15 protein-coding genes, 1 pseudogene and 2 riboswitches are annotated in these 19280 nt (G+C 68.1%); of the genes and pseudogenes, 6 read left to right on the top strand and 10 right to left on the bottom strand.

Annotated elements, in window-relative coordinates; all coding sequences use genetic code 11:
- Positions 1-55 precede the first annotated feature (55 nt).
- Positions 56-1075, bottom strand: a complete 1020-nt coding sequence (locus G3O00_RS19975) for a helix-turn-helix transcriptional regulator (protein ID WP_206144068.1) — start codon at positions 1073-1075, stop codon at positions 56-58.
- Positions 1076-1584: 509 nt separating this feature from the next.
- Between G3O00_RS19975 and G3O00_RS19970 the strand changes: the two genes are divergently transcribed.
- Both G3O00_RS19970 and G3O00_RS19965 read left to right on the top strand, forming a co-directional pair.
- Positions 1585-2040 carry a VOC family protein gene (locus G3O00_RS19970; RefSeq protein ID WP_206144077.1) on the top strand — a complete coding sequence of 152 codons (456 nt, stop codon included), beginning with the start codon at positions 1585-1587 and terminating at the stop codon, positions 2038-2040.
- A gap of 42 nt (positions 2041-2082) precedes the next feature.
- Positions 2083-2661, top strand: coding sequence for a hypothetical protein (locus G3O00_RS19965; RefSeq protein ID WP_206144067.1), 579 nt, complete (start codon positions 2083-2085; stop codon positions 2659-2661).
- A 35-nt stretch (positions 2662-2696) separates the two neighbouring features.
- Here G3O00_RS19965 and G3O00_RS19960 read toward each other — a convergent pair.
- From G3O00_RS19960 to G3O00_RS19935, 6 genes and pseudogenes are all read right to left on the bottom strand, one after another.
- A pseudogene (locus G3O00_RS19960) lies at positions 2697-3606 on the bottom strand (ABC transporter ATP-binding protein).
- 45 nt (positions 3607-3651) lie between these two features.
- A complete protein-coding gene (locus G3O00_RS19955) occupies positions 3652-4626 on the bottom strand; it encodes an ABC transporter permease (RefSeq protein WP_206144066.1) in 975 nt (324 codons plus the stop codon).
- 64 nt (positions 4627-4690) lie between these two features.
- Positions 4691-6604 (bottom strand): allophanate hydrolase, encoded by a 1914-nt coding sequence (atzF, locus tag G3O00_RS19950; protein WP_206144065.1) that lies wholly within the window; start codon positions 6602-6604, stop codon positions 4691-4693.
- Positions 6601-10194, bottom strand: a complete 3594-nt coding sequence (gene uca / locus G3O00_RS19945; RefSeq protein ID WP_206144064.1) for an urea carboxylase — start codon at positions 10192-10194, stop codon at positions 6601-6603. The genes atzF and uca overlap by 4 nt, the downstream gene beginning before the upstream one ends.
- A gap of 199 nt (positions 10195-10393) precedes the next feature.
- Positions 10394-11050: an urea amidolyase associated protein UAAP2 gene (locus tag G3O00_RS19940; RefSeq protein ID WP_206144063.1), complete on the bottom strand. Its 657-nt coding sequence runs from the start codon at positions 11048-11050 to the stop codon at positions 10394-10396.
- A gap of 13 nt (positions 11051-11063) precedes the next feature.
- Positions 11064-11819: an urea amidolyase associated protein UAAP1 gene (locus tag G3O00_RS19935; protein ID WP_206144062.1), complete on the bottom strand. Its 756-nt coding sequence runs from the start codon at positions 11817-11819 to the stop codon at positions 11064-11066.
- A gap of 57 nt (positions 11820-11876) precedes the next feature.
- Positions 11877-12010: riboswitch (guanidine-I (ykkC/yxkD leader) on the bottom strand.
- Positions 12011-12442: 432 nt separating this feature from the next.
- Positions 12443-12564, top strand: a riboswitch (guanidine-I (ykkC/yxkD leader).
- Between the two features lie 137 nt (positions 12565-12701).
- On the opposite strand from G3O00_RS19935, the gene G3O00_RS19930 reads away from it, so the two are divergent.
- The 3 genes from G3O00_RS19930 to pal all read left to right on the top strand — a co-directional run bounded on the left by G3O00_RS19930 (position 12702) and on the right by pal (position 16391).
- Entirely contained in the window at positions 12702-13724 is a 1023-nt protein-coding gene (locus tag G3O00_RS19930; protein ID WP_206144061.1) for an ABC transporter substrate-binding protein, read from the top strand.
- 584 nt (positions 13725-14308) lie between these two features.
- The gene (locus tag G3O00_RS19925) at positions 14309-15505 is read left to right on the top strand and encodes a porin (protein WP_174929690.1); all 1197 of its coding nucleotides are present in this window, start codon (positions 14309-14311) and stop codon (positions 15503-15505) included.
- Positions 15506-15899: 394 nt separating this feature from the next.
- The gene (gene pal / locus G3O00_RS19920) at positions 15900-16391 is read left to right on the top strand and encodes a peptidoglycan-associated lipoprotein Pal (RefSeq protein ID WP_174929381.1); all 492 of its coding nucleotides are present in this window, start codon (positions 15900-15902) and stop codon (positions 16389-16391) included.
- A 136-nt stretch (positions 16392-16527) separates the two neighbouring features.
- Here the strand turns inward: pal and G3O00_RS19915 are convergent, their stop codons facing one another.
- Positions 16528-16992 (bottom strand): hypothetical protein, encoded by a 465-nt coding sequence (locus G3O00_RS19915; protein ID WP_206144060.1) that lies wholly within the window; start codon positions 16990-16992, stop codon positions 16528-16530.
- A 212-nt stretch (positions 16993-17204) separates the two neighbouring features.
- Here G3O00_RS19915 and G3O00_RS19910 point away from each other — a divergent pair, with 212 nt between their 5' ends.
- A complete protein-coding gene (locus G3O00_RS19910) occupies positions 17205-17369 on the top strand; it encodes a hypothetical protein (protein WP_174929383.1) in 165 nt (54 codons plus the stop codon).
- 89 nt (positions 17370-17458) lie between these two features.
- Here G3O00_RS19910 and G3O00_RS19905 read toward each other — a convergent pair whose 3' ends face one another.
- Positions 17459-18718 carry a cytochrome c gene (locus tag G3O00_RS19905; protein WP_206144059.1) on the bottom strand — a complete coding sequence of 420 codons (1260 nt, stop codon included), beginning with the start codon at positions 18716-18718 and terminating at the stop codon, positions 17459-17461.
- The coding region (locus G3O00_RS19900; protein WP_241025242.1) for a (2Fe-2S)-binding protein at positions 18715-19280 on the bottom strand (566 nt) is incomplete at its 5' end. The genes G3O00_RS19900 and G3O00_RS19905, both read right to left, overlap by 4 nt.

Raw genomic sequence — 19280 nt, 5'->3', positions numbered from 1 at the left:
ACGATGGGAACCGGCAGGAAGCATGCGGTGAAACCGATGACGACCGTGCGTGTGCCTACGCAAGCGCGCCGTCGTCGTCCAGCACGCGGATCAGTTCGCTTTTGGTGGTCACGCGCAGCTTCACGTACACGCGGCGCAGATGATGCCGTGCGGTCGCGGGCGCGATGCCGAGGCGTTTCGCGACGCCCTTGTACGTGCAGCCGTCGCAGAAGATGCGTGCGACCGCCAGTTCGCGCGGGCTCAGCACACCGCCGACGCCAACCGACCGCGCACGCACCAGCACGTAATCGCCGAGCCGTTCGCTGTGCAGCCGAATGTGTGTCCCGCTGAACACCGGGTTCGACGACGCGTCGTCGAACATGCGGGCCCGCGCCGCCTTCGGCAAACCTGCGCGATCCCACGACGGCCATTCGAGCGCGGCGAGTTCGAAAAACGTATCGTCCGCATACTGCAGCACGCCGTGCGAATCGAACAGCGCCGATGCGGCGCGGCCGACCGCACCGTCGGTTGCGTGCATCCAGTACAGGCGGTTGTATTCGAGCGCCGCCGCCATATGTTCGATCGCGAGTTCGAGCAGCTGGGCGTCCGCAGCCTCGAAGCGGCGGCGTGTGCGGCGATACAGCGACAGGTGCGTGGCCCGGTGACGCTCGGGGTCTGTGCAGACGGCGAACAGCACCTGTGCGATGCCCTGGGCCTTGCAGAAATGCTGCATCGCGGCGTCCATCGGTACCGTCGACGTCGATGCGACGACGATCTTCTCCGGCGACGTTTCGGCCAGACGCGCCAGCGGATCGCGCAGCTTGACCTGTTCCCAGTCGTGCATGAAGCCTGGGTTCAGGTTGTGCAGGCACGCGCTGTGCGGCAGCGGGCCGTCGGGCAGGATGCTCGAATGACCGAACCAGGCGCCGTCGAAGTCGATGTGCTCGCTCATCAGCAGCAGGAGCCGCCGGTCGAACTCGTCGACGCGCGCCGCATGCGGTAACCGGTAGAGCGGCAGCAGCAGACGGCCGACACGCTGCGCAAGCGCGGTACCCCGTTGCGGGGCTGAGTGGGGGCGGATCGCGTCGCGAATCACTCGTCGTCTCCTGTCGCGTGCTGCGGCACGCGGGTCGTTGTCGTCGGTTGCCGTCAGCCGCCGTTCGTGGGGCGATTCTGTCATTTTTGCGGACGGCGAGCCACTGGTCGGCCGCGCGCCCTTCCATCCCCGTCCCTGCCACCGCCGCGCCATTCGTTTGTAGAATCGACGTGTTTGTCGTTTACGGCACGGTAAAAGACATGATCCTCGGCCGCCGCCCCGACGCAGCCTTGCGGCGCTTCATCGACTCGGTCCGTGTGTCGCACCTCCGTTTCCGAGCCGGAATGAACTGTGCCGCGAGCGCGTGCTGCCGGCCGGCGCGATGCACCTCGCGACTGTCGCGCGTTCACGGGGCGGCCGCCCGAACAGTACCGGCAACGCGCGAACGCAAACAGCTTTCACGCGCCGCGCTGGCCCGATGCCAGGCGAGGCAGTCAATTGTGTTCAGGACCGGGCCCGCGAGGCCCGACAGGATCGAGCGACACCCACACCACCCACCGGAGGGCATCATGGCGATTCACGAAGTCTTTCCCTATTTGCGCGCCAAGCGCGCGGACGACGCCATCGCGTTCTACGCGAAGGCGTTCGGCGCCCAGGAGAAATTCCGTCTCGTCGAGCCGTCGGGACGCATCGGCCACGCGGAATTGCAGCTCGGGCCGTGCACGCTGATGATCTCGGACGAGTTCCCCGAATACGATATCTTCGCCCTCGACCCGGATGGCAAGGCGCCGATGTCACTTCACCTGCATGTCGACGACGCCGACGCGACGATCGCCGCCGCGATCGCGGCCGGCGCGCAGCTGACACGCGCGATCCAGGACCAGTTCTACGGTGAGCGTTCGGGTAAGATTCGCGACCCGTTCGGTTACGATTGGATGATCGGGCATACGATCGAAGCAATCGAACCCGATGAAATGCAGCGGCGTTATACGGCGCTGCTGTCCGGCGACCCGCAGAAAACCTGAACGGCGCACCGCGCGCGCCGGTCGATCACCCCGACATTCGCGATGCACTATCACCCCGACGACATCTACCGGCTCTACCGGGGCGTGCCGACGCTGCTGCTGAACCGTCCCGCGCCGGCCGAACAATTCCTGGCCGCCGCCGTCGAGACCGGCGCCGAACTCGGGCACGTGCTGCGCGACTACCCGCAGGTCCGTTACCAGCCGCTCGACTTCCACTACCTGTGCCAGCAAAGCCTGTCCGTGATGGATGACGCACTGCTGGCCGACCTCACGCACGACATGGATCACGGCTGGCGCGGCGCGCAATGGGCCGCGCTGTTGATCGCGTTGTCGGGCGACGCGCGCCATCTGCCGCACCTCGACGCAGTCAGGCGCCACCGCGGCGTCGAGTGGACGGCCGGGCTGGCGGATGCGGCCGTCCACCCGGAAGCCGCGTCCGCCGGCTTTCGCTGCTGCCGGCTGATCGTCGACCTGCGGACTCAGCTCGCATCGCTACCGCGCGTCGCCGTGCGCCTGCGAAGGCCACCCCCGCCGGAAGTCATCGCGGCCACGACAGCGGCCGTCCGGGCCGCATATCGCCGCGGCGATGTCGCGACGGCGCTGGCGATCGCCCGCGACTAGACGCGGGGCGACCGGCCGGCCGTTTCCGTCATGTCTTACTCGACGTTGTCCGACACATCCGTCATGCGGATCATGTGCGGCCTCACGCCGTCGTCGACGGCCACCGCCTCCTTCGGATGGATCAGCGCCTCGAGCCGCGCCTTCGTCGCGATGAACTCGGGCGTATTGACCTGCGAATAGTCCCGCGGCCGTGGCACGGGCACCTCGATCAGTTCCTGCACCGCCCCCGGATTCGCCTTCAGCACGAGAATCCGGTCCGCCAGAAAGATCGCCTCGTCGAGGTCGTGCGTGATGAACAGGATCGTCACGTCGATGTTGCGCCAGATGTCGAGCAGGTGCGTCTGCATCCTCGCCCGCGTCTGCGCGTCGAGCGCGCCGAACGGCTCGTCCATCAGCAGGATGCGGCGGACGGTTCGCGAGCGCGCGGGCAATCGCCACGCGCTGCTTCATCCCGCCCGACAACTGGTGCGGATACACATCCGCGAAACGCGTCAGCCCGACGAGATCGAGCCACTGCAGCGCTTCGCGCTCGGCTTCGCCGCTGCTGCTGCCGTTCATCCGGAGGCCGAACATCACGTTCTTCTTCACGGTGAGCCACGGAAACAGCGTATAGCCCTGGAACACCATCCCGCGATCGGCGCCCGGCCCCCGCACGGGCTTGCCGTCGAGCAGCACCTCGCCGCTCGTCTGTGCATCGAGCCCCGCCAGGATGCGGATCAGCGTCGACTTGCCGCAGCCGGACGGGCCGATCACGCACACGAATTCGCGCCGGTAGGTACGGAAACTGACGTCGTCGAGTGCGGTGCACTCGCCCTGTGGGGTCGTGAAACGCTTGCCGACATGACGCACGTCGAGGATCACGTCCCGGGTTTTCAAGCGCGCGAAGCGCTCGCGCACCGCGTCGGACTGCATCAGGTAATCGGGAACGGCTTGCGGGTTCTGCATGGTGGCCTCTGCGGAAATCGATCGATGGGTGGGCGTCAACGGGCGTCACGCTTTCAGCGTGCGATCCCACGGAAACAGCCTGCGGCCGAGCAGCCCGAGCACGATGTCGGTGCCGAGGCCGATGATCCCGATCATCAGGATCGCCGCATACACGTTGTCGAAATGCTGGTAGCGCGCCTGCTGGCTGATGTACCACGTGATGCCCGAGCTCGTGCCGACGAGTTCGGCGACGATCAGGTAGGTCCAGGCCCAGCCGAGCAGGATGCGCTGGTCGCGATACAGGTCCGGCAGCACGCCGGGGATCACGACGTGCGTGAGCAGCTTCAGCTTCTTCGTGCCGAGTGTCATCGCGGCCTCGAACAGCCCGTATTCGAGCTTGCGCGTCGTGTTCGCGATGATCAGTACCTGCTGGAACAGCGTCCCGATCACGATGATCGCGGCCTTCGGCGCATCGTAGATGCCGAGGATCGCGACCATCAGCGCGCCGAACGCCGGTGCGGGCAAGTAGCGGAAAAACTCCAGGAACGGTTCCTGCAGCCGCGCGAGCACGCTGAAGGTGCCGCAGACGATGCCGAGCGGCACGCCGATCGCAGACGAGATCACGAACCCCCAGAAGATGATCCGGATGCTGTGCCACAGGCTCTCGTGCAGCCAGACGCCGTCGCGGGATGCCGGCGGGGTCGTGAACGCCGTGTAGAACGCGCGCAGCACCTGGTGCGGCGCGGGCAGGTAGACCGGATTCGCACGCTCGCCTTCGGGCACGGCCGCGTGGGCCGCTCGCGCATGCGCGAGCTCGTCGTCGAACACGTCGCGGTCGATCTGCATGCCGGTCTGGAAATAGTCGACGCTGCCCGGGTTCGTGATGCGCATTTGCGGATGCCAGATGAACGGCACGTAACTGATCAGGCACCAGACGGCGAACGGCAGCAGGAAGGACGCCACGCCGAGCGTCCATTTTCCGCGTGTCGTCAGCTCGCGGCGCACGGCAAGCCATTCGGTCGTGTTGCGGGTCATGGGCATGAAAATCTCCGTATCGTTTCAGGTGCCGGTCGCGCGCATGCCGGGGCGCCGCGCGACCGGACGTTCATTGCGATGCGCCTGCGCTGCTCGCGGCGCTCGCGCGGTAGGCACGCCAGCCGCCGAAGTGCGTGATGTCCTGCGCGCCGTCGAGCGCCGCGCTTTCGCACAGGAAACCCTGCACCCGGGCGCCGTCCGCGAGCATCAACGTGCCGATGCCGAGCGGGTCGGCGATGCCGGCGACGAAGCTGCCGTAAGCGTCGACCGGCATCTCCCAGATCTCGACCGCGATCGACGCGCCGCCATCCGGCACACGTACGAGGCCCGGCTTGGCGACGCCGCCGGATGCTCCCGCCGACAGCGCGTAGAGCCGATAGGCGGGTGCCGTCGTCGTCGCGGCGACGAAGTGTCCGCCTCGCTGGGCGAGCTGCCAGTTGAGCGGCTCGCCGCTCAGGTGCGCACCGACGACCGCCACCCGCACGACGCCAGATGACGCGCCGGGCCCCGGTGCTGTCGTTGCGAACGCATCGCCGGCGGCGTTCGCCTGCAAATCGCCTCCCGCGCCCATGCCACTGCCGCGTTTGCCCGCGTCACCCCACGCCTGCGCCAGATCGAGCAGCCGCGCATCGTCGTGCGCGCGCCCGACGAACGTGATGCCGAACGGCAACCCCGCATGCCGCCCGGTTTCGCAACGGCCGGCGGGCACCGCGATCGCCGACAGGTCGAGCAGGTTGACGAAGTTCGTGTAATAGCCGAAACGCGAATTGACGCCGATCGGGTCGGCTTCCAGTTCGTCGACGGTCGCCGTCGTCGCCGAAGTCGGCATGACGATCGCCTCGAGGCCATCCCATGCGCGACCGGCCTCGACGCGCAACGTCGCGAGCGTGTCGAACGCGGCGAACGCATCGGCCGCGCTGAAGCGCGCCGCGCCACCGACGATTTCGCGGATCACCGGATGCAGCGCCTCGGGCTCCCGCGCGGCGAACGCGCCGATCGCGGCGAGCCGTTCGGCGACCCACGGGCCTTCGTACAACAGCCGCGCGACAGCCAGGAACGCACTGAAATCGATCTCGACGATCCGCGCCCCGGTCGCGCGCAGGCGTTCGAGCGCGTCGCGCCATGCCGCGCCATACGATGCGTCGCCGAAGAACTGCAGCTGATCGGCGCGCGGCGTGCCGAAGCGCAACTGCCCGAGCGGTCGCGCCGGTTGCGCGCGGAGCCCGTCCGCGCCCAGCAGCGGCTGCCATGCGCGTCCGTACGGATCGCCGTCGGTCACGCCGTGCGCGGCGGCAAACACCGCTCGCGCGTCGGCCGCCGAATGCGCGAACACCGACACGCAATCGAGCGACCGGCAGGCCGGCACGACGCCGAGCGTGCTCAACACGCCTTTGGTCGGCTTGAGCCCGACGAGCCCGTGGAATGCAGCCGGCACCCGCCCGGAGCCGGCCGTGTCGGTCCCCAGCGAGAACGACGCGACACCGAGCGCCACGGCCACCGCCGACCCGGAACTCGAGCCGCCCGACGCATAACGCGGATCGAGCGCATTGCGGCACGCGCCGTAAGGCGAGCGCTGGCCCGACAACCCGGTCGCGAACTGGTCCAGGTTGGTCTTGCCGATCGGAATCGCGCCGGCCGCGATCAGCCGCTCGACGACGGGCGCGCTGCGCGCCGGCGTGTACGCGTAGGCCGGGCAGGCTGCCGTCGTCGGGATGCCGGCGAGGTCGATGTTGTCCTTGATCGCGAACGGCACGCCATACAGCGGCAATGACGCGAGGTCACGCCCTGCCAGCGCGTCGGCATGGGCCGTCAGCTCGGCATGGGTCAGCGGCCGGATCCACGCATGATGCGGATCGCCTTCGGCGAAATGCGCGGCGATCGCGTCGACGAGTGCGTGCGGTGTCAGGTCGCCCGCCGCATAGCGCGCACGCAGCGCCGCGATCGAGCGGACGCCGGCCAGGATCGAACGTTCCGTCGTGCTCATGCGACCTCCTCGGCGGCGCCCGCCTTCATCACCATCAGCCTCTGGCCGGCCACCACCGCCGCGCCCGGCGCGCAATCGATCGTCTCGATCGTGCCGTCTTCCGTCGCCGTCACCGCAACCTCCATCTTCATCGACTCGACGATCGCGACGACCTGCCCCTCGGTCACCCGCTCACCGGCTTCGACCAGCACCTTCCACACGCTGCCCGACACGTCCGCGGCAATCGCGCGCTGCGTATCGGCGAGCACGCCGGCTTCCCGCGCGGCGTCCGCGTCGCCCTGCGCCGCGTCGCCGACGTATTCGGCATGACCGGCCACGCGCCACCGTTCGCGCTCCGCTTCGAACGCCGTTTGCTGCGAGGTCTTGAACGCGGCGATCGAATCCGCCTCGTCGCGCAGGAAGCGGTTGTACGCACCGAGATCGAACACCGATTCCTCGATCTTCAGCCCGGCACGCCCCGCGACGAAATCCGCCCGCAGCGCCGCCAGCTCCGCCTCGCTGACTTCGTAGAAGCGAATCTCGTCGAAGAAGCGCAGCAGCCACGGCTTGCCGGCTTCGAACTCGCGTGTGGTGCGGTGGCGGTTCCACATCTGGACGGTGCGGCCGACGAACTGGTACCCGCCCGGCCCTTCCATCCCGTACACGCACAGATACGCGCCGCCGATGCCGACCGCGTTCTCCGGCGTCCAGGTGCGCGCGGGGTTGTACTTCGTGGTGACGAGCCGGTGGCGCGGATCGATCGGCGTCGCGACCGGTGCACCGAGGTACACGTCGCCGAGCCCCATCACCAGATAACGCGCGTCGAACACGATGCGCTTCACGTCGTCGATGCTCGCCAGTCCGTTGATCCGCCGGATGAACTCGATATTGCTCGGGCACCACGGCGCATCGGGCCGTACCGACTGCATGTAGCGTTCGATCGCGACGCGCGTCGACGGATCGTCCCACGACAGCGGCAGATGCACGATGCGGTTTGGCACGCGCATGTCGGCGACTTCCGGCAATGCGTGTTCGGCCGCCTGCAGATGCGCGAGCAGTGTGTCGAGCGGCAGCGTCCGCGCGTCGAACTGCACCTGCAGCGAACGGATGCCCGGCGTCAGGTCGAGCATGCCGGGCAGCCGGTGCGCGTCGAGCCAGCACATCAACGCATGCACGCGAAAGCGCAGGTTCAGGTCGAGCACGAGCGGCCCGTATTCGACCAGCACGTTGCGGTCGCCCGAGCGCCGGTAGACGACACCGATGCCGCCGCCGGCCGACGGGTCGCGATACAGCACGCAATCGTCCGGCGCGCCGGTGGGTGCCGAACGCACAACCACCGCGTCGGCGGCGGGCGCGGGTAACACGCGGGCGCGCACGAACTGCACCGTATCGCCCGGCCGCAATTGCCCGAGCTTCCACAACTCGTCGTGCACGACCGTCACCGGACACACGAAGCCGCCGAGGCTCGGGCCGTCCGGGCCAAGGATCACCGGCATGTCGCCGGTGAAATCGACCGCGCCGATCGCATACGCGTTGTCGTGGATGTTCGACGGGTGCAGGCCGGCCTCGCCGCCGTCCGCACGTGCCCACTGTGGCTTCGGGCCAATCAGCCGGATGCCGGTCCGGCTCGAGTTGTAATGGACCGTCCACGACGTGTCGTACAGCATCGCGATATCGTCCGGCGTGAAGAAATCCGGCGCACCGTGCGGGCCGTCGAGCACGCCGAGGGTCCAGGCGTGCGTCAGCGCGGGGATGTCCGCTGCGGCCAGCGTGGCGCCCGCGTCGCCGCGCCCGGCGTCCGCGTCCAGATGCAGCACGTCGCCCTTGCGCAGCGCACGCCCGGCATGGCCGCCGAACTGGCCGAGCGTGAAGGTCGCCTTGCTGCCGAGATAGTCGGGCACCTGCAGCCCGCCTTTCACGGCCAGGCATGCACGCACGCCGGCGCCCGTCACGCCGCCCAGCTTCAGCACCGTGCCGGGCCGCGCGCGCAGCACCTGCCAGAACGGTGCGGGCTCGCCATCGAGCGATGCCGCGAGCGGTGCGCCGCCGAGCACGAAGAGCGTCTCGGCGTTGAAGCGCAGCGTCGCGCCGACCATCGTGAATTCCAGCCCGGCCGCGTCGTGCGCATTGCCGAGCAACGCGTTCGCGAGCGCGAACGCGCGATCGTCCATCGGCCCGGACGGCGGCACGCCGACGTTCCAGTAGCCGACGCGCCCGGGCGCCTGCTGCACGGTGGTCTGCACGCCGCCGTCGAGCACGTCGATCGTGTGCGGCGCGAATGCAAAGCGCGACAGGAAGGCGGTCGTCGATGCACCGCGCGCGAACGTGTCCGAACCGGCAATCGCACGCAGATAGTCGAGGTTGGTCTCGATGCCGTACAGCGCCGTGCCCGCCAGGGCGCGCTGCAGCGCGGCCAGCGCGTCGCGCCGCGTCTCGCCATGCACGATCAGCTTCGCGAGCAGCGGATCGTAGTACGCGCTGATCTCGGTGCCCGCCTCGATCCATCCGTCGACACGCACGTCGTCCGGAAACGCGACGTGCGTCAGCAGCCCCGCGCTCGGCAGGAACTGCTTGTGCGGATCCTCCGCATAAAGCCGCACCTGGATGCTTGCGCCATGCGGTGCAACGGCAAGCGTGTCGAGCGGCGGCAGGTCGCCCTCCGCCTGCTGGATCATCCATTCCACGAGATCGATGCCCGTCACTGCTTCGGTCACGCAATGCTCGACCTGCAGCCGCGTGTTCACCTCGAGGAAATAGAACTGGCGCGTGTTCGCGTCGAACACGAATTCGACCGTGCCGGCCGACGCATAGCCGACCGCACGGGCAAGCCGCACCGCGCTCGCGTGCAACGCGGCGCGCTCTTCATCGGTCAGGCCCGGTGCAGGCGTTTCCTCGATCACTTTCTGGTTGCGGCGCTGCACCGAGCAATCGCGTTCGCCGAGCGCGATCGCATCGCCGCGGCCATCGCCGAAGATCTGCACTTCGATGTGCCGCGCGTGCTCGACGAATTTCTCGAGATACACGCCCGCGTGCGCGAAGTTCGCGCTGCCGAGCCGCACGACGGAATCGAACGCCGCTTCGAGCTGCGCGGCGTCGCGGCACAGGGACATGCCGATCCCGCCGCCGCCCGCGGTGCTTTTCAGCATCACCGGATAGCCGATCGCGCCGGCTTCGGCGAGCGCCGTCCGTGCATCGTCGAGCAGGCCCGTGCCCGGCAGCAGCGCGACGCCCTGCGCGGCGGCCAGTTCGCGCGCGGTGTGCTTGAGCCCGAACGCGCGCATCTGGTCGCCGCGCGGCCCGATGAAGCGCAGGCCCGCCGCTTCGCATGCGTCGGCGAAACCGGCGTGCTCGGACAGGAAACCGTAGCCGGGATGCACGGCCTGCGCGCCCGTCTCGCGTGCGGCGGCGAGAATCGCCGCGACGTTCAGGTAGCTGTCCGCCGCCGGCGCGGGGCCGACCCGCACGGCTTCGTCGGCGAGCGCCACATGGCGCGCATCGCGGTCGGCATCGGAGTAGATCGCGACCGACGCGATCCCGAGCCGTTTCAGCGTGCGGATCACGCGGCACGCAATTTCGCCGCGGTTCGCGACGAGGACTTTGTCGAATCTCATGTTGCCTCCCGCTGGGCCGTCCCGAGGGGCGTAGCGGGGAATTCGCGGAGCATCGCTCCGCGCCCGCGCAGCCGGCCGGCTTTGCAAAGCCGGCCGTGGACGGCAACCGCCCCCTTGGGGGGCAGCGAACGTGTCGGCCCGGCGTAGCGCTTCAGCGCGTACTCCGGCCCCATGCAAAGCAAGTGAGCGTGGGGGACGTTCATTCAGCCTCCCAAACCGTGAGGCGCACCGGCGTCGGGTTGTACCCGTTGCACGGGTTGTTGAGCTGCGGGCAGTTCGAGATCAGCACCGTGACGTCCATCTCCGCACGCATCTCGACGTACTTGCCCGGTGCGGAAATGCCGTCCTCGAAGGTCAGCCCGCCAAGTGGCGTGACGGGCACGTTCATGAAGAAGTTGACGTTGCCGACCAGATCGCGCTTGGTGAGCCGCGCCCCCGCGCCGCACGTGCAGTGCGCGATCGCGTTGAGGAAGCTGTCGCGGCAGTTGTGCATGTGCCGCTTGTCGAGCGCATAGCGCACGGTGTTGCTCTCCGCCGCGCACGCGCCGCCGAGCGTGTCGTGACGGCCGCAGGTATCGGCGACGATCGTCACCATCGGGTTGCCCCGGCTCGACAGCAGCACGCTGCCGGCGCTCAGGTACAGGTTGCGCTGGGCGCGGATGGTGTCCTGCGCGCTGTAGCGCTCCTCGGGGGCGTCGGACCGGTAGAACAGCGTGTCGACGGCCTGGTTGCCTTCGAGGTCGAGGATGCGGAAGACCTGCCCTTGCTTCAGGTCATGCAGCCACGGTTCGCCCGCGTTCAGCGTGGTGTCGTGAATTGCGTCGCGTGGGTCGAGACGGCTTTCGATGATCGGCATGGCTCGTCTCTCCTTACGCAAACAGGCGATCGGTATTGGCGAAGCCGCGCACGTTCTCGGCGCACGCGCGGCGGCACGGGTCGTCTTCCGGCGCGGCACCGTCGGCCGGATACGCGCGGTACGCAACCAGCTTCACGGCCTTCGGCGCGTAGTCCGGGTGCGGATCGAGCGGATGCGGCGCCGTCGAGAACGCCGCCAGCGTATTCATCTCGAAGCGCAGGTCGAGGGCGCTGCCGGCAGGCGAATGTCCGGCGACGAAATCGAGCGCGCCGTCGTCGCGCGTGTCGAGCTTGCTGAAGAAATTGACGTTCGCGACGAGGTCGCGCGCCGACAGCCCGTATTTCGCGAGTTCGAGCACGAGGCTGTCGCGGCCGTTGCGGATCATCGCGTTGCGATCGGCCTGGTACGACGTCGTGCCGTATTTGTGTGCAAACAGCCGCGCATCGCCGACGCCGCCGAGCGGGTCGTGCCAGCCGAGCGTGTCGGCCGTGATCGACGCGATCACGCGCCCCATGTCGGTGTACAGCGCATGGCCGCGCGTGAGATGCGCGGTGTGCTGCGCCTTCAGCGTGTCGGCCATGTTGTAGCGTTCGAGCGGATCTTCCTGGCGATGAAACACGGCGGACAGGTTCGCGCCGCCGTCGACATCGACGATGCGCAGCGCGAGACCGCGGCGCAGGATGCCGGACCAGTGGGTTCCGGCGGGAATGAGCGTTTCCCACACGACGTGTGGCGGCGGGGCAAGGACGGCTTGGGGGCGCGGCGACATGGCGGCTCCGTGGTCGGTTGGACAAAAGGCGTGAGAGGGCGACCGAACGACATCGCGACCTCCCGGGCTTTTATCCCTCCGTGGAGCCTCGCCGTTTCCTCGATTCGAGGAGAAGACAAGACCGGATTGCTCTCGGACCAGCCATCGCGCGGCGCGAACGCCGCACGACCGGAACCCTAGCGATCCTGAAGATGATGCAAATTGCTTCGCACCTCTCGGGCATCGGATAAGCGAGTTGCGTGCCAGCGCATGCGGAATCGCCACGCCACGCGGCTTTCCGGCATGCACGCGCTGACGCGCACCGCACCGGATGCGGACGGTTGCCCTCGCAACGGGCGTGCCGCGCACCACGCAAACGCGCGCCCGCACCGGTGCAGTGCGCATCGCGTCCGCCAGCACGACCCGATCGACGATGGCATGGGCATTGCTGGATGCATGCACCTTCACTCGATACGCGACACCTCATGAACAAGCTCGACCTGCTCCGGCGCGCGCTGAGCGCGCTCTTCTCCGCCCGCTTCATCGAACTGCAGCGCACGTCGCGTCGCCGCTGAGCCCGCCCGCTGCGCGCCGTTGGCACGCTTCTCGCTCGGCATGACGCCGAGAGGTGCGGCGGTGTCGCATCTTAGGGGTGCTAGGGTTCCGGTTCATCGAACGTCTGGTCCGAGAGCAGCCCGGCGCGGGTTCGTCCGATCGCGAGACCGGACGCGCATGCGCTACACGGCGGGACAAAAGCCCGGGAGATTGGCGATGGCAACGGCCGTCGCGCCTCTCCGTGGCCGCTTCATTCGTTCCGCATCCGCAGGAACCGGCCACGCGGCCGGACCGTGTACCGACATGGTCCGTATCGACGATCCCGATCCCGGTCTCCTGGAGAAAACGATGACCCGCCCCGCCCTGGCACTCCGCCGCCTGCTGTCCCGCCGTTCCGTCCGTCACGCGTTGGGGGCCGCCGCCACGGCTGCCACGCTATTCATGACGCCCGCCGCGCACGCGGCAGCGCCGCTCAAGATCGGCTACAGCGACTGGCCCGGCTGGGTCGCGTTCCAGGTCGCGCTCGACAAGGGCTGGTTCAAGGAGGCCGGCGTCGACGTCGATTTCGAATGGTTCGATTACTCGGCATCGCTCGACGCGTTTTCCGCGGGCAAGCTCGACGCGGTCGCGGCGACGAACGGCGACGCGCTCGTGACCGGCGCGGCGGGCGCGAAGAACGTGATGATCCTGCTCACCGACTATTCCGCCGGCAACGACATGATCGTCGCGAAGCCGCCGCTGCGCAGCGTCGAGGCGCTGAAGGGCAAGAAGGTCGGCGTCGAACTCGGTCTCGTCGATCATCTGCTGCTCGAAACCGCGCTGCAGAAGCACGGGCTGAAAGACGGCGACGTGACGCTCGTGAACGCGAAAACCAACGAATTGCCGCAGGTGCTCGGCTCGTCGACGGACATCGCCGCGGTGGCCGCCTGGCAGCCGAACGCGGGCGAGGCGTTGAAACGTGCACCGGGCGCACGCGCGATCTTCACGTCGGCGGATGCGCCGGGGCTGATCTACGACGCGATCACGGTCGCGCCGGCAAGCCTCGCCGCGCGCCGTGCCGACTGGGCCAAGGTGATCAAGGTCTGGTATCGCTGCGTCGCGTACATCAGCGATCCGAAGACGCAGGCCGACGCGGTCCGGATCATGTCTGCCCGCGTCGGCCTCGCGCCGGAACAATACCTCCCGCTGCTGAAAGGCACGCACCTGCTCGACGAAGCCGCCGCAAAGCGCGCGTTCCGCAAGGGCGACGGGCTCGATTCGATCTACGGCTCGACGCGCAACGCGAATGCGTTCAACGTGCGCAACGGCGTGTACAAGCAATCGCAGGAAGTCGACGCGTATATCGATCCGCGCCTGGTGACGTCGCATTGACGGGCGCGGGGCCGGGCTTCGGGCACCGGCCCCGCGCGCGGACACCCTGCTGTTGCCGCCGCGTCGTATTTGCATCCATGCACGGCTGCAACCGGTGGCGGAGGCCCGAGCACTACCGCCTCGACGAACTGCCTGAAACAGGGCTACCCGCGCGGTATCGCGCGATCGACTGCGAACATCGCGCACCCGTCGCGGCCGAATGACGACTCGGCGATGACGGCACCCAGCCCTCCCCCGCGTCAAACGCATCGAACCAGATCCGCACGACGTCGCGGCGCATTGCATCGATAGTTCTCGACGTCATGTCACAGCGACGGCACGCGCTTCGTCGTGTCGACATACCGGATCGTGTCGGCCATCGCCTCGGGATCGCACGGCGTGCCCGGGTACGTCGACGGCCGGCCGCCGCGCCCACTGCCTGAACATCGGCCAGGCCCCGCGTCGCCGCGATTCCACGCGATTTCGCAGAGGACCTTTCCTGTGCAACGCCTTAATCGACCGCCACACGATCTCCAATAATGGCCGCTCGATCCGCCGGCCACCAGGCCGGGAAAACGATAAAAACTCCTATGCATTCCTACAAGATGAACAAGCACGCCAGCACGCGACTCGCGGGGACCGCCATTGCCACCTGCCTGACCGCCCTCGCGTCAGGCGGTGTACACGCACAGAGCAGCGTGACGCTGTACGGCCTGATCGACACGTCGATCACCTACGCGACCAATCAGCGGACGCACGGCGCCGGCTCGCCGGGCAGCGGCACCGTCGCGATGACGAGCGGCGCACTGAACGCGTCGCGCTGGGGGCTGCGCGGCCGCGAGGATCTGGGCGGCGGGACGGCCGCGGTCTTCACGCTCGAAAACGGCTTTTCGGGCACCACCGGCGCGCTGTCGCAGAAAGGCGTCGACATGTTCGGCCGCCAGGCATGGATCGGCCTGAGCTCGAAGACGGCCGGCACACTCACGTTCGGCCGCCAATACGACCTGATCCTCGATTTCGTGACGCCGCTCGGCGCGTCCGGCCCGGGCTGGGGCGGCAACCTTGCGGTCCACCCGTACGACAACGACGATTCGAACCGCAACCTCCGCATCAACCACGCTGTGAAGTACACGAGCCCGACGTACCGCGGGCTGACGTTCGGCGCCATGTACGGGTTCTCGAACACGGCCGGCCAGTTCGCCAACAACGCGGCGTGGAGCGCGGGTGTGTCGTATGCGAACGGGCCGCTGAAGCTCGGCGCCGGTTACCTGAAGATCAGCCGCGACCGCAATGCGCCGAACCCGAATGGCGCGCTCAGCACGGTCGACGGCTCGGCGACGATCACTGGCGGCAACCAGCAGATCTGGGCCGCGGCCGGCCGCTATGCATTCGGGCCGCATTCGGTCGGCGCCGCGTGGTCGCACTCGACCACCGACGGCGTGACGGGCGTGCTCCAGGGCGGCGGCATCGCGCCGCTGAAGGGCGAATCGCTGGTGTTCGACAACTTCACGATCGACGGGCGCTACGTCGTCACGCGGGCGTTGAGCCTCTCGGCCGCCTACACGTACACGATGGGCCGCTTCGACACGCGCACCGGCCAGACGCGCCCGAAATGGAACCAGGTCGTGGCGCAAGCCGACTATGCGCTGTCGAAGCGCACCGATGCGTATCTCGAAGGCGTCTACCAGAGCGTGAGCGGCGGCAACGGCAATCCCGCGTTCAACGCGACCGTCTGGACGCTGACGCCGTCGGCGAACAGCAACCAGGTCGTCGTCGCACTGGGGCTGCGGCACAAGTTCTGACGACGCGACACGATCGGCGCAGCACAACGCTGCTGCGCCGATCGTGTCAGGCAAACCGCCCCGTCGTCATGCCCCGTGCCGAAAAGGCCGCGCCCGTGCGCGGCCTTTTTCGCTGTGGTTGCGCCCGCACGGAGGCAAGAATGCCGCCCGGTCTGTCGCGTCGGCGCAAAAAAATGCGGAGAAACTGGTCACGCTGTGACATTATTCCTAATCTGTTTGCAGCGACGCCGAGATTTGGCGTTCCGGTCGCGACACTCTTTCATATGGCGCACCACCGGCTTACGAACACGATTCACATCGTGGGTGCCGGACCTTTCGCGCCGTTGCGGCCGGATACGGACGTGCCGATCGCACGCCCCACGCGTTCAACGCAGTCAACCGCTGGAGACGAACGATGAGCAAAACGAACCGATTTGCGGTCCTGGCAACCTTCGTGCTGCTGGCCGGTTGCCACAATGCGGCGAAGACGCCCGAGAATGCCGGCACGCCGCCGACACCCTCTAGCGAAGCCGTCGCAACGGTGACGGCCGACGAGCTCAATAATCCGAACAGCCCGCTCGCGAAGCGCAGCATCTACTTCGATTTCGACCAGTATTCCGTCAAGCCCGAATACCAGTCGCTGCTGCAGGCGCATGCCGACTACCTGCGCAGCCATCCGTCGCGGCACGTGCTGATCCAGGGCAACACCGACGAACGCGGCACGTCCGAATACAACCTTGCGCTCGGCCAACGCCGCTCGCAGGCCGTGATGAGCGGGCTCGAAACGCTCGGTGTGCCGGCCACGCAACTCGAGGCGGTCAGCCTCGGCAAGGAAAAGCCGGTTGCGCTCGGCCACGACGAGGATTCGTGGGCACAGAACCGCCGCGCCGATCTCGTCTATCGTTGATCGCGGGCCGCCGCGACGGCGGCTTCCGCTTCAGGAACAGCATCACAACCCGCAGGCCGCGGAAGCGGCCGTGCGGTTCCGCCCGCTGCATGCTCGCGAGCAACGACACAGCGCCCGATGACGCACCGCGCCACGTTCAACGCCGGCGTGCGAGCCGCCGATGAAGCCAGTGCGACAGCACGGCCGACGTCACGATCGCATCGAGCGTGGCGATCGCGTCGATGTCGCCGACCTTGTCGATTTTCAGCAGGTAGGCCACGAGTTCGACGAAGCCGATCATCGCGCCTGCCCCGACGACCATCCCCAGCAGCACGAACCAGCGCCGCCGGATCCGCGTGCCGATTGCGCCCATGATGCCGCCCACCACGGCCGCCGGCACGAAATAGCCGAACAGGAACGACGCGAAGAAGATCAGCGGCACCATGCCGGCGCTGACCTTCAGTACCTCCCACGACGGACCGTCGATCAACGACCACGCGATCAGCATCACGGCCGGCCAGACAAGCGATGCGACCAGCGGGCCGCCGACGGCAAACGACATGCAGCCGAACACGACGGGGTTCGACAGGCGCGACGGCGGACGTTCGGCGGTGGCACTCATGATTTTTGTCGTCGGAATCGGAATGGCGGCCTGCCGGAGTGTACCAAGGCGCGGTGCAACGGCTCCGGTCCCCAGCCCGTGCGCGTTCAACGATCCGCAAAAAGCATGGAATAAACCGCCCGCCCGAAACGTTTCATGTTCCGTCAGCACGCAGACGCGTGGTTCACGCGAACCGGCCTTTCCCGCGGCCTGCGCGTGGCAAGGAGGCGGACATGAAATCGTCAAGGTTGGCTGCGGCGCTGATCGCCGCGCTGGTGCTCGTGCTGTCGGCGGGATGTATGTCGTCGGGTAGTGGCCCTGCGCAGGGACCGGGCATGAGCCGGTATGGCGGTGGCAGCTCGGGAGGCAGCGGAGGCGGAGGAGGCAGCGGCTACTGAAGAGCCGCCGCGAAAAATCGGACGACGCGTCGCACGCGAGCACCGGAAGCCGGTCGACTCGCGCGCGACGCCCCGCCCTGCGGCACGTCTTAGCGCATGGCCTTCACGTCGGCCGGCGTGACGCTCGCGGGCTGGCCGCCCCACGTCGCACGCAGGTAGTTCGCGAGCTGCGCGAGTTCATCGTCGCTCAGCGTGTGCGCGAAACCCGGCATCGGCTGCAGGTTCTCGAACCCGGCGAACTTCTGCTCGCCGATGCCGTCGAGCATCGCGACCAGCAGGTTGCGCGGGTCGCCCTGACGCACCGTCGAATTGCCGTTCATCGGCACCGCCACGTGCGGCTTGCCTTCGCCGTTGAAGCCGTGGCAGCCCGCGCAGACCGCGAGATACACCGAGCGGCCGGCCGCGAGCTGCGCGGCGTCGGCCGACACCGGCTTCACCGGTTGCGGCGCGGGCGGCGTGTCGCCCAGCAGGTACACGGACAGCGCGCGCAGGTCGTCCTTCGTCATGTACTGCGTGCTCAGGTGCACGACCGGGTACATTTCGCCGAACGCCGAGCCTTGCGGCGCGATGCCGACGCCGAAGAACGTCTGCAGGTCGGCCCCCGTCCAGCCGCGCGCGGCCAGGCCGGCCGGCGTGATGTCGGGCGCGGCCACGCGGCCGAGCGCGGCGCCGGCGAACGGCTTCGCGCTGTCGAGCTGGCCCGTGAACGCACGCGGCGTATGGCATTCCGCGCAGTGGCCGAGCGCACCCGCCAGATAGCGGCCGCGCTGCCAGTCGGCGGACTGGCCGGCCGATGCATCGGGCAGGCTGTCCTTCAGGAACACCATGTCCCAGAAGACCATCCCGAAGCGCAGGTTGTACGGGAACTTCAGCTCGTGCTCGCGGTTTTCCAGGGCGACCGGCTTGACGGTCTTCAGGTACGCATACATCGCGTCGGAATCGGCGCGCGTGAGCTGACGGTACGACGTGTACGGCATCGACGGATACAGGCGCTTGCCCGGCGCCTTGCCGTCGTGCAGCGCGGCGTAGAAATCGTCCGCGCTCCAGCTGCCGATCCCGTGATCCTTGTCGGGCGTGATGTTCGAGCCGTAGAACGTGCCGAACGGCGATTCGAGCGGCGCGCCGCCGGCGAACGGTGCGCCGTCCTTCGCGGTGTGGCACGCCGCGCAGTCGGCGGCCTTGACGAGATAGCGGCCGCGCGCGATCTGGTCGGCACCGGGCGCGCCGGAAGCCGCGTTCGAGGCCGGTGCGTCATGGCCGCCGCACGCAGCGAGCAGCAGCGCGCAGGCCGCGGCGAGCGCGGGGAAGCCCGCAGCCCGCGCGACACGATGAGCGAATGTGCGTTTCATGCGGCGTCCTTCACGAGTCCCGGCGTCGTCAGCACCACGTCCTTGACGGCTTCGTAGTAGCGGACATAGCCCGTGCAGCGGCAGAGGTGCGCGTCGAGCGCCTCGGTGATCGTGCGCTCGACGTCGGCCTTCGCAACCGGCTCGCGCTTCAGGCGTTCGATCAGCACGGTCGCCGCATTGACGAAGCCCGGCGTGCAGTAGCCGCACTGGAAGCTGAAGTGCTCGAGGAACTTCTGCTGGATCGGCGACAGCTCGACCACTTCGCCCGCTTCGTTGCGCTTCGCATGACCTTCGATCGTGCGAATCGAGCGGCCGTGGAAGAAGTGCGCGCCGGTGATGCAGGTGCGCATTTCCTCGCTGGTGCCGTCCGGCTTGTCGACGATCACGACGCACGCGTGGCAGATGCCCTGCCCGCAGCCGAGCCGCGAACCGGTGAGGCCCGCGTATTCGTGCAGGAACTCGATCATCATCAGCCCTTCCGGCACCTGCATCGGGCCGACGGACTTGCCGTTGATATTGATCGACAGCGGTTTCGACTGGAACCGGACGAGCGGACGTTCGA

This window comes from Burkholderia sp. Ac-20384 (assembly GCF_017104605.1).
Lineage (GTDB): Bacteria > Pseudomonadota > Gammaproteobacteria > Burkholderiales > Burkholderiaceae > Burkholderia > Burkholderia lata.
This window is presented reverse-complemented; position numbering and strand designations above follow the sequence as displayed.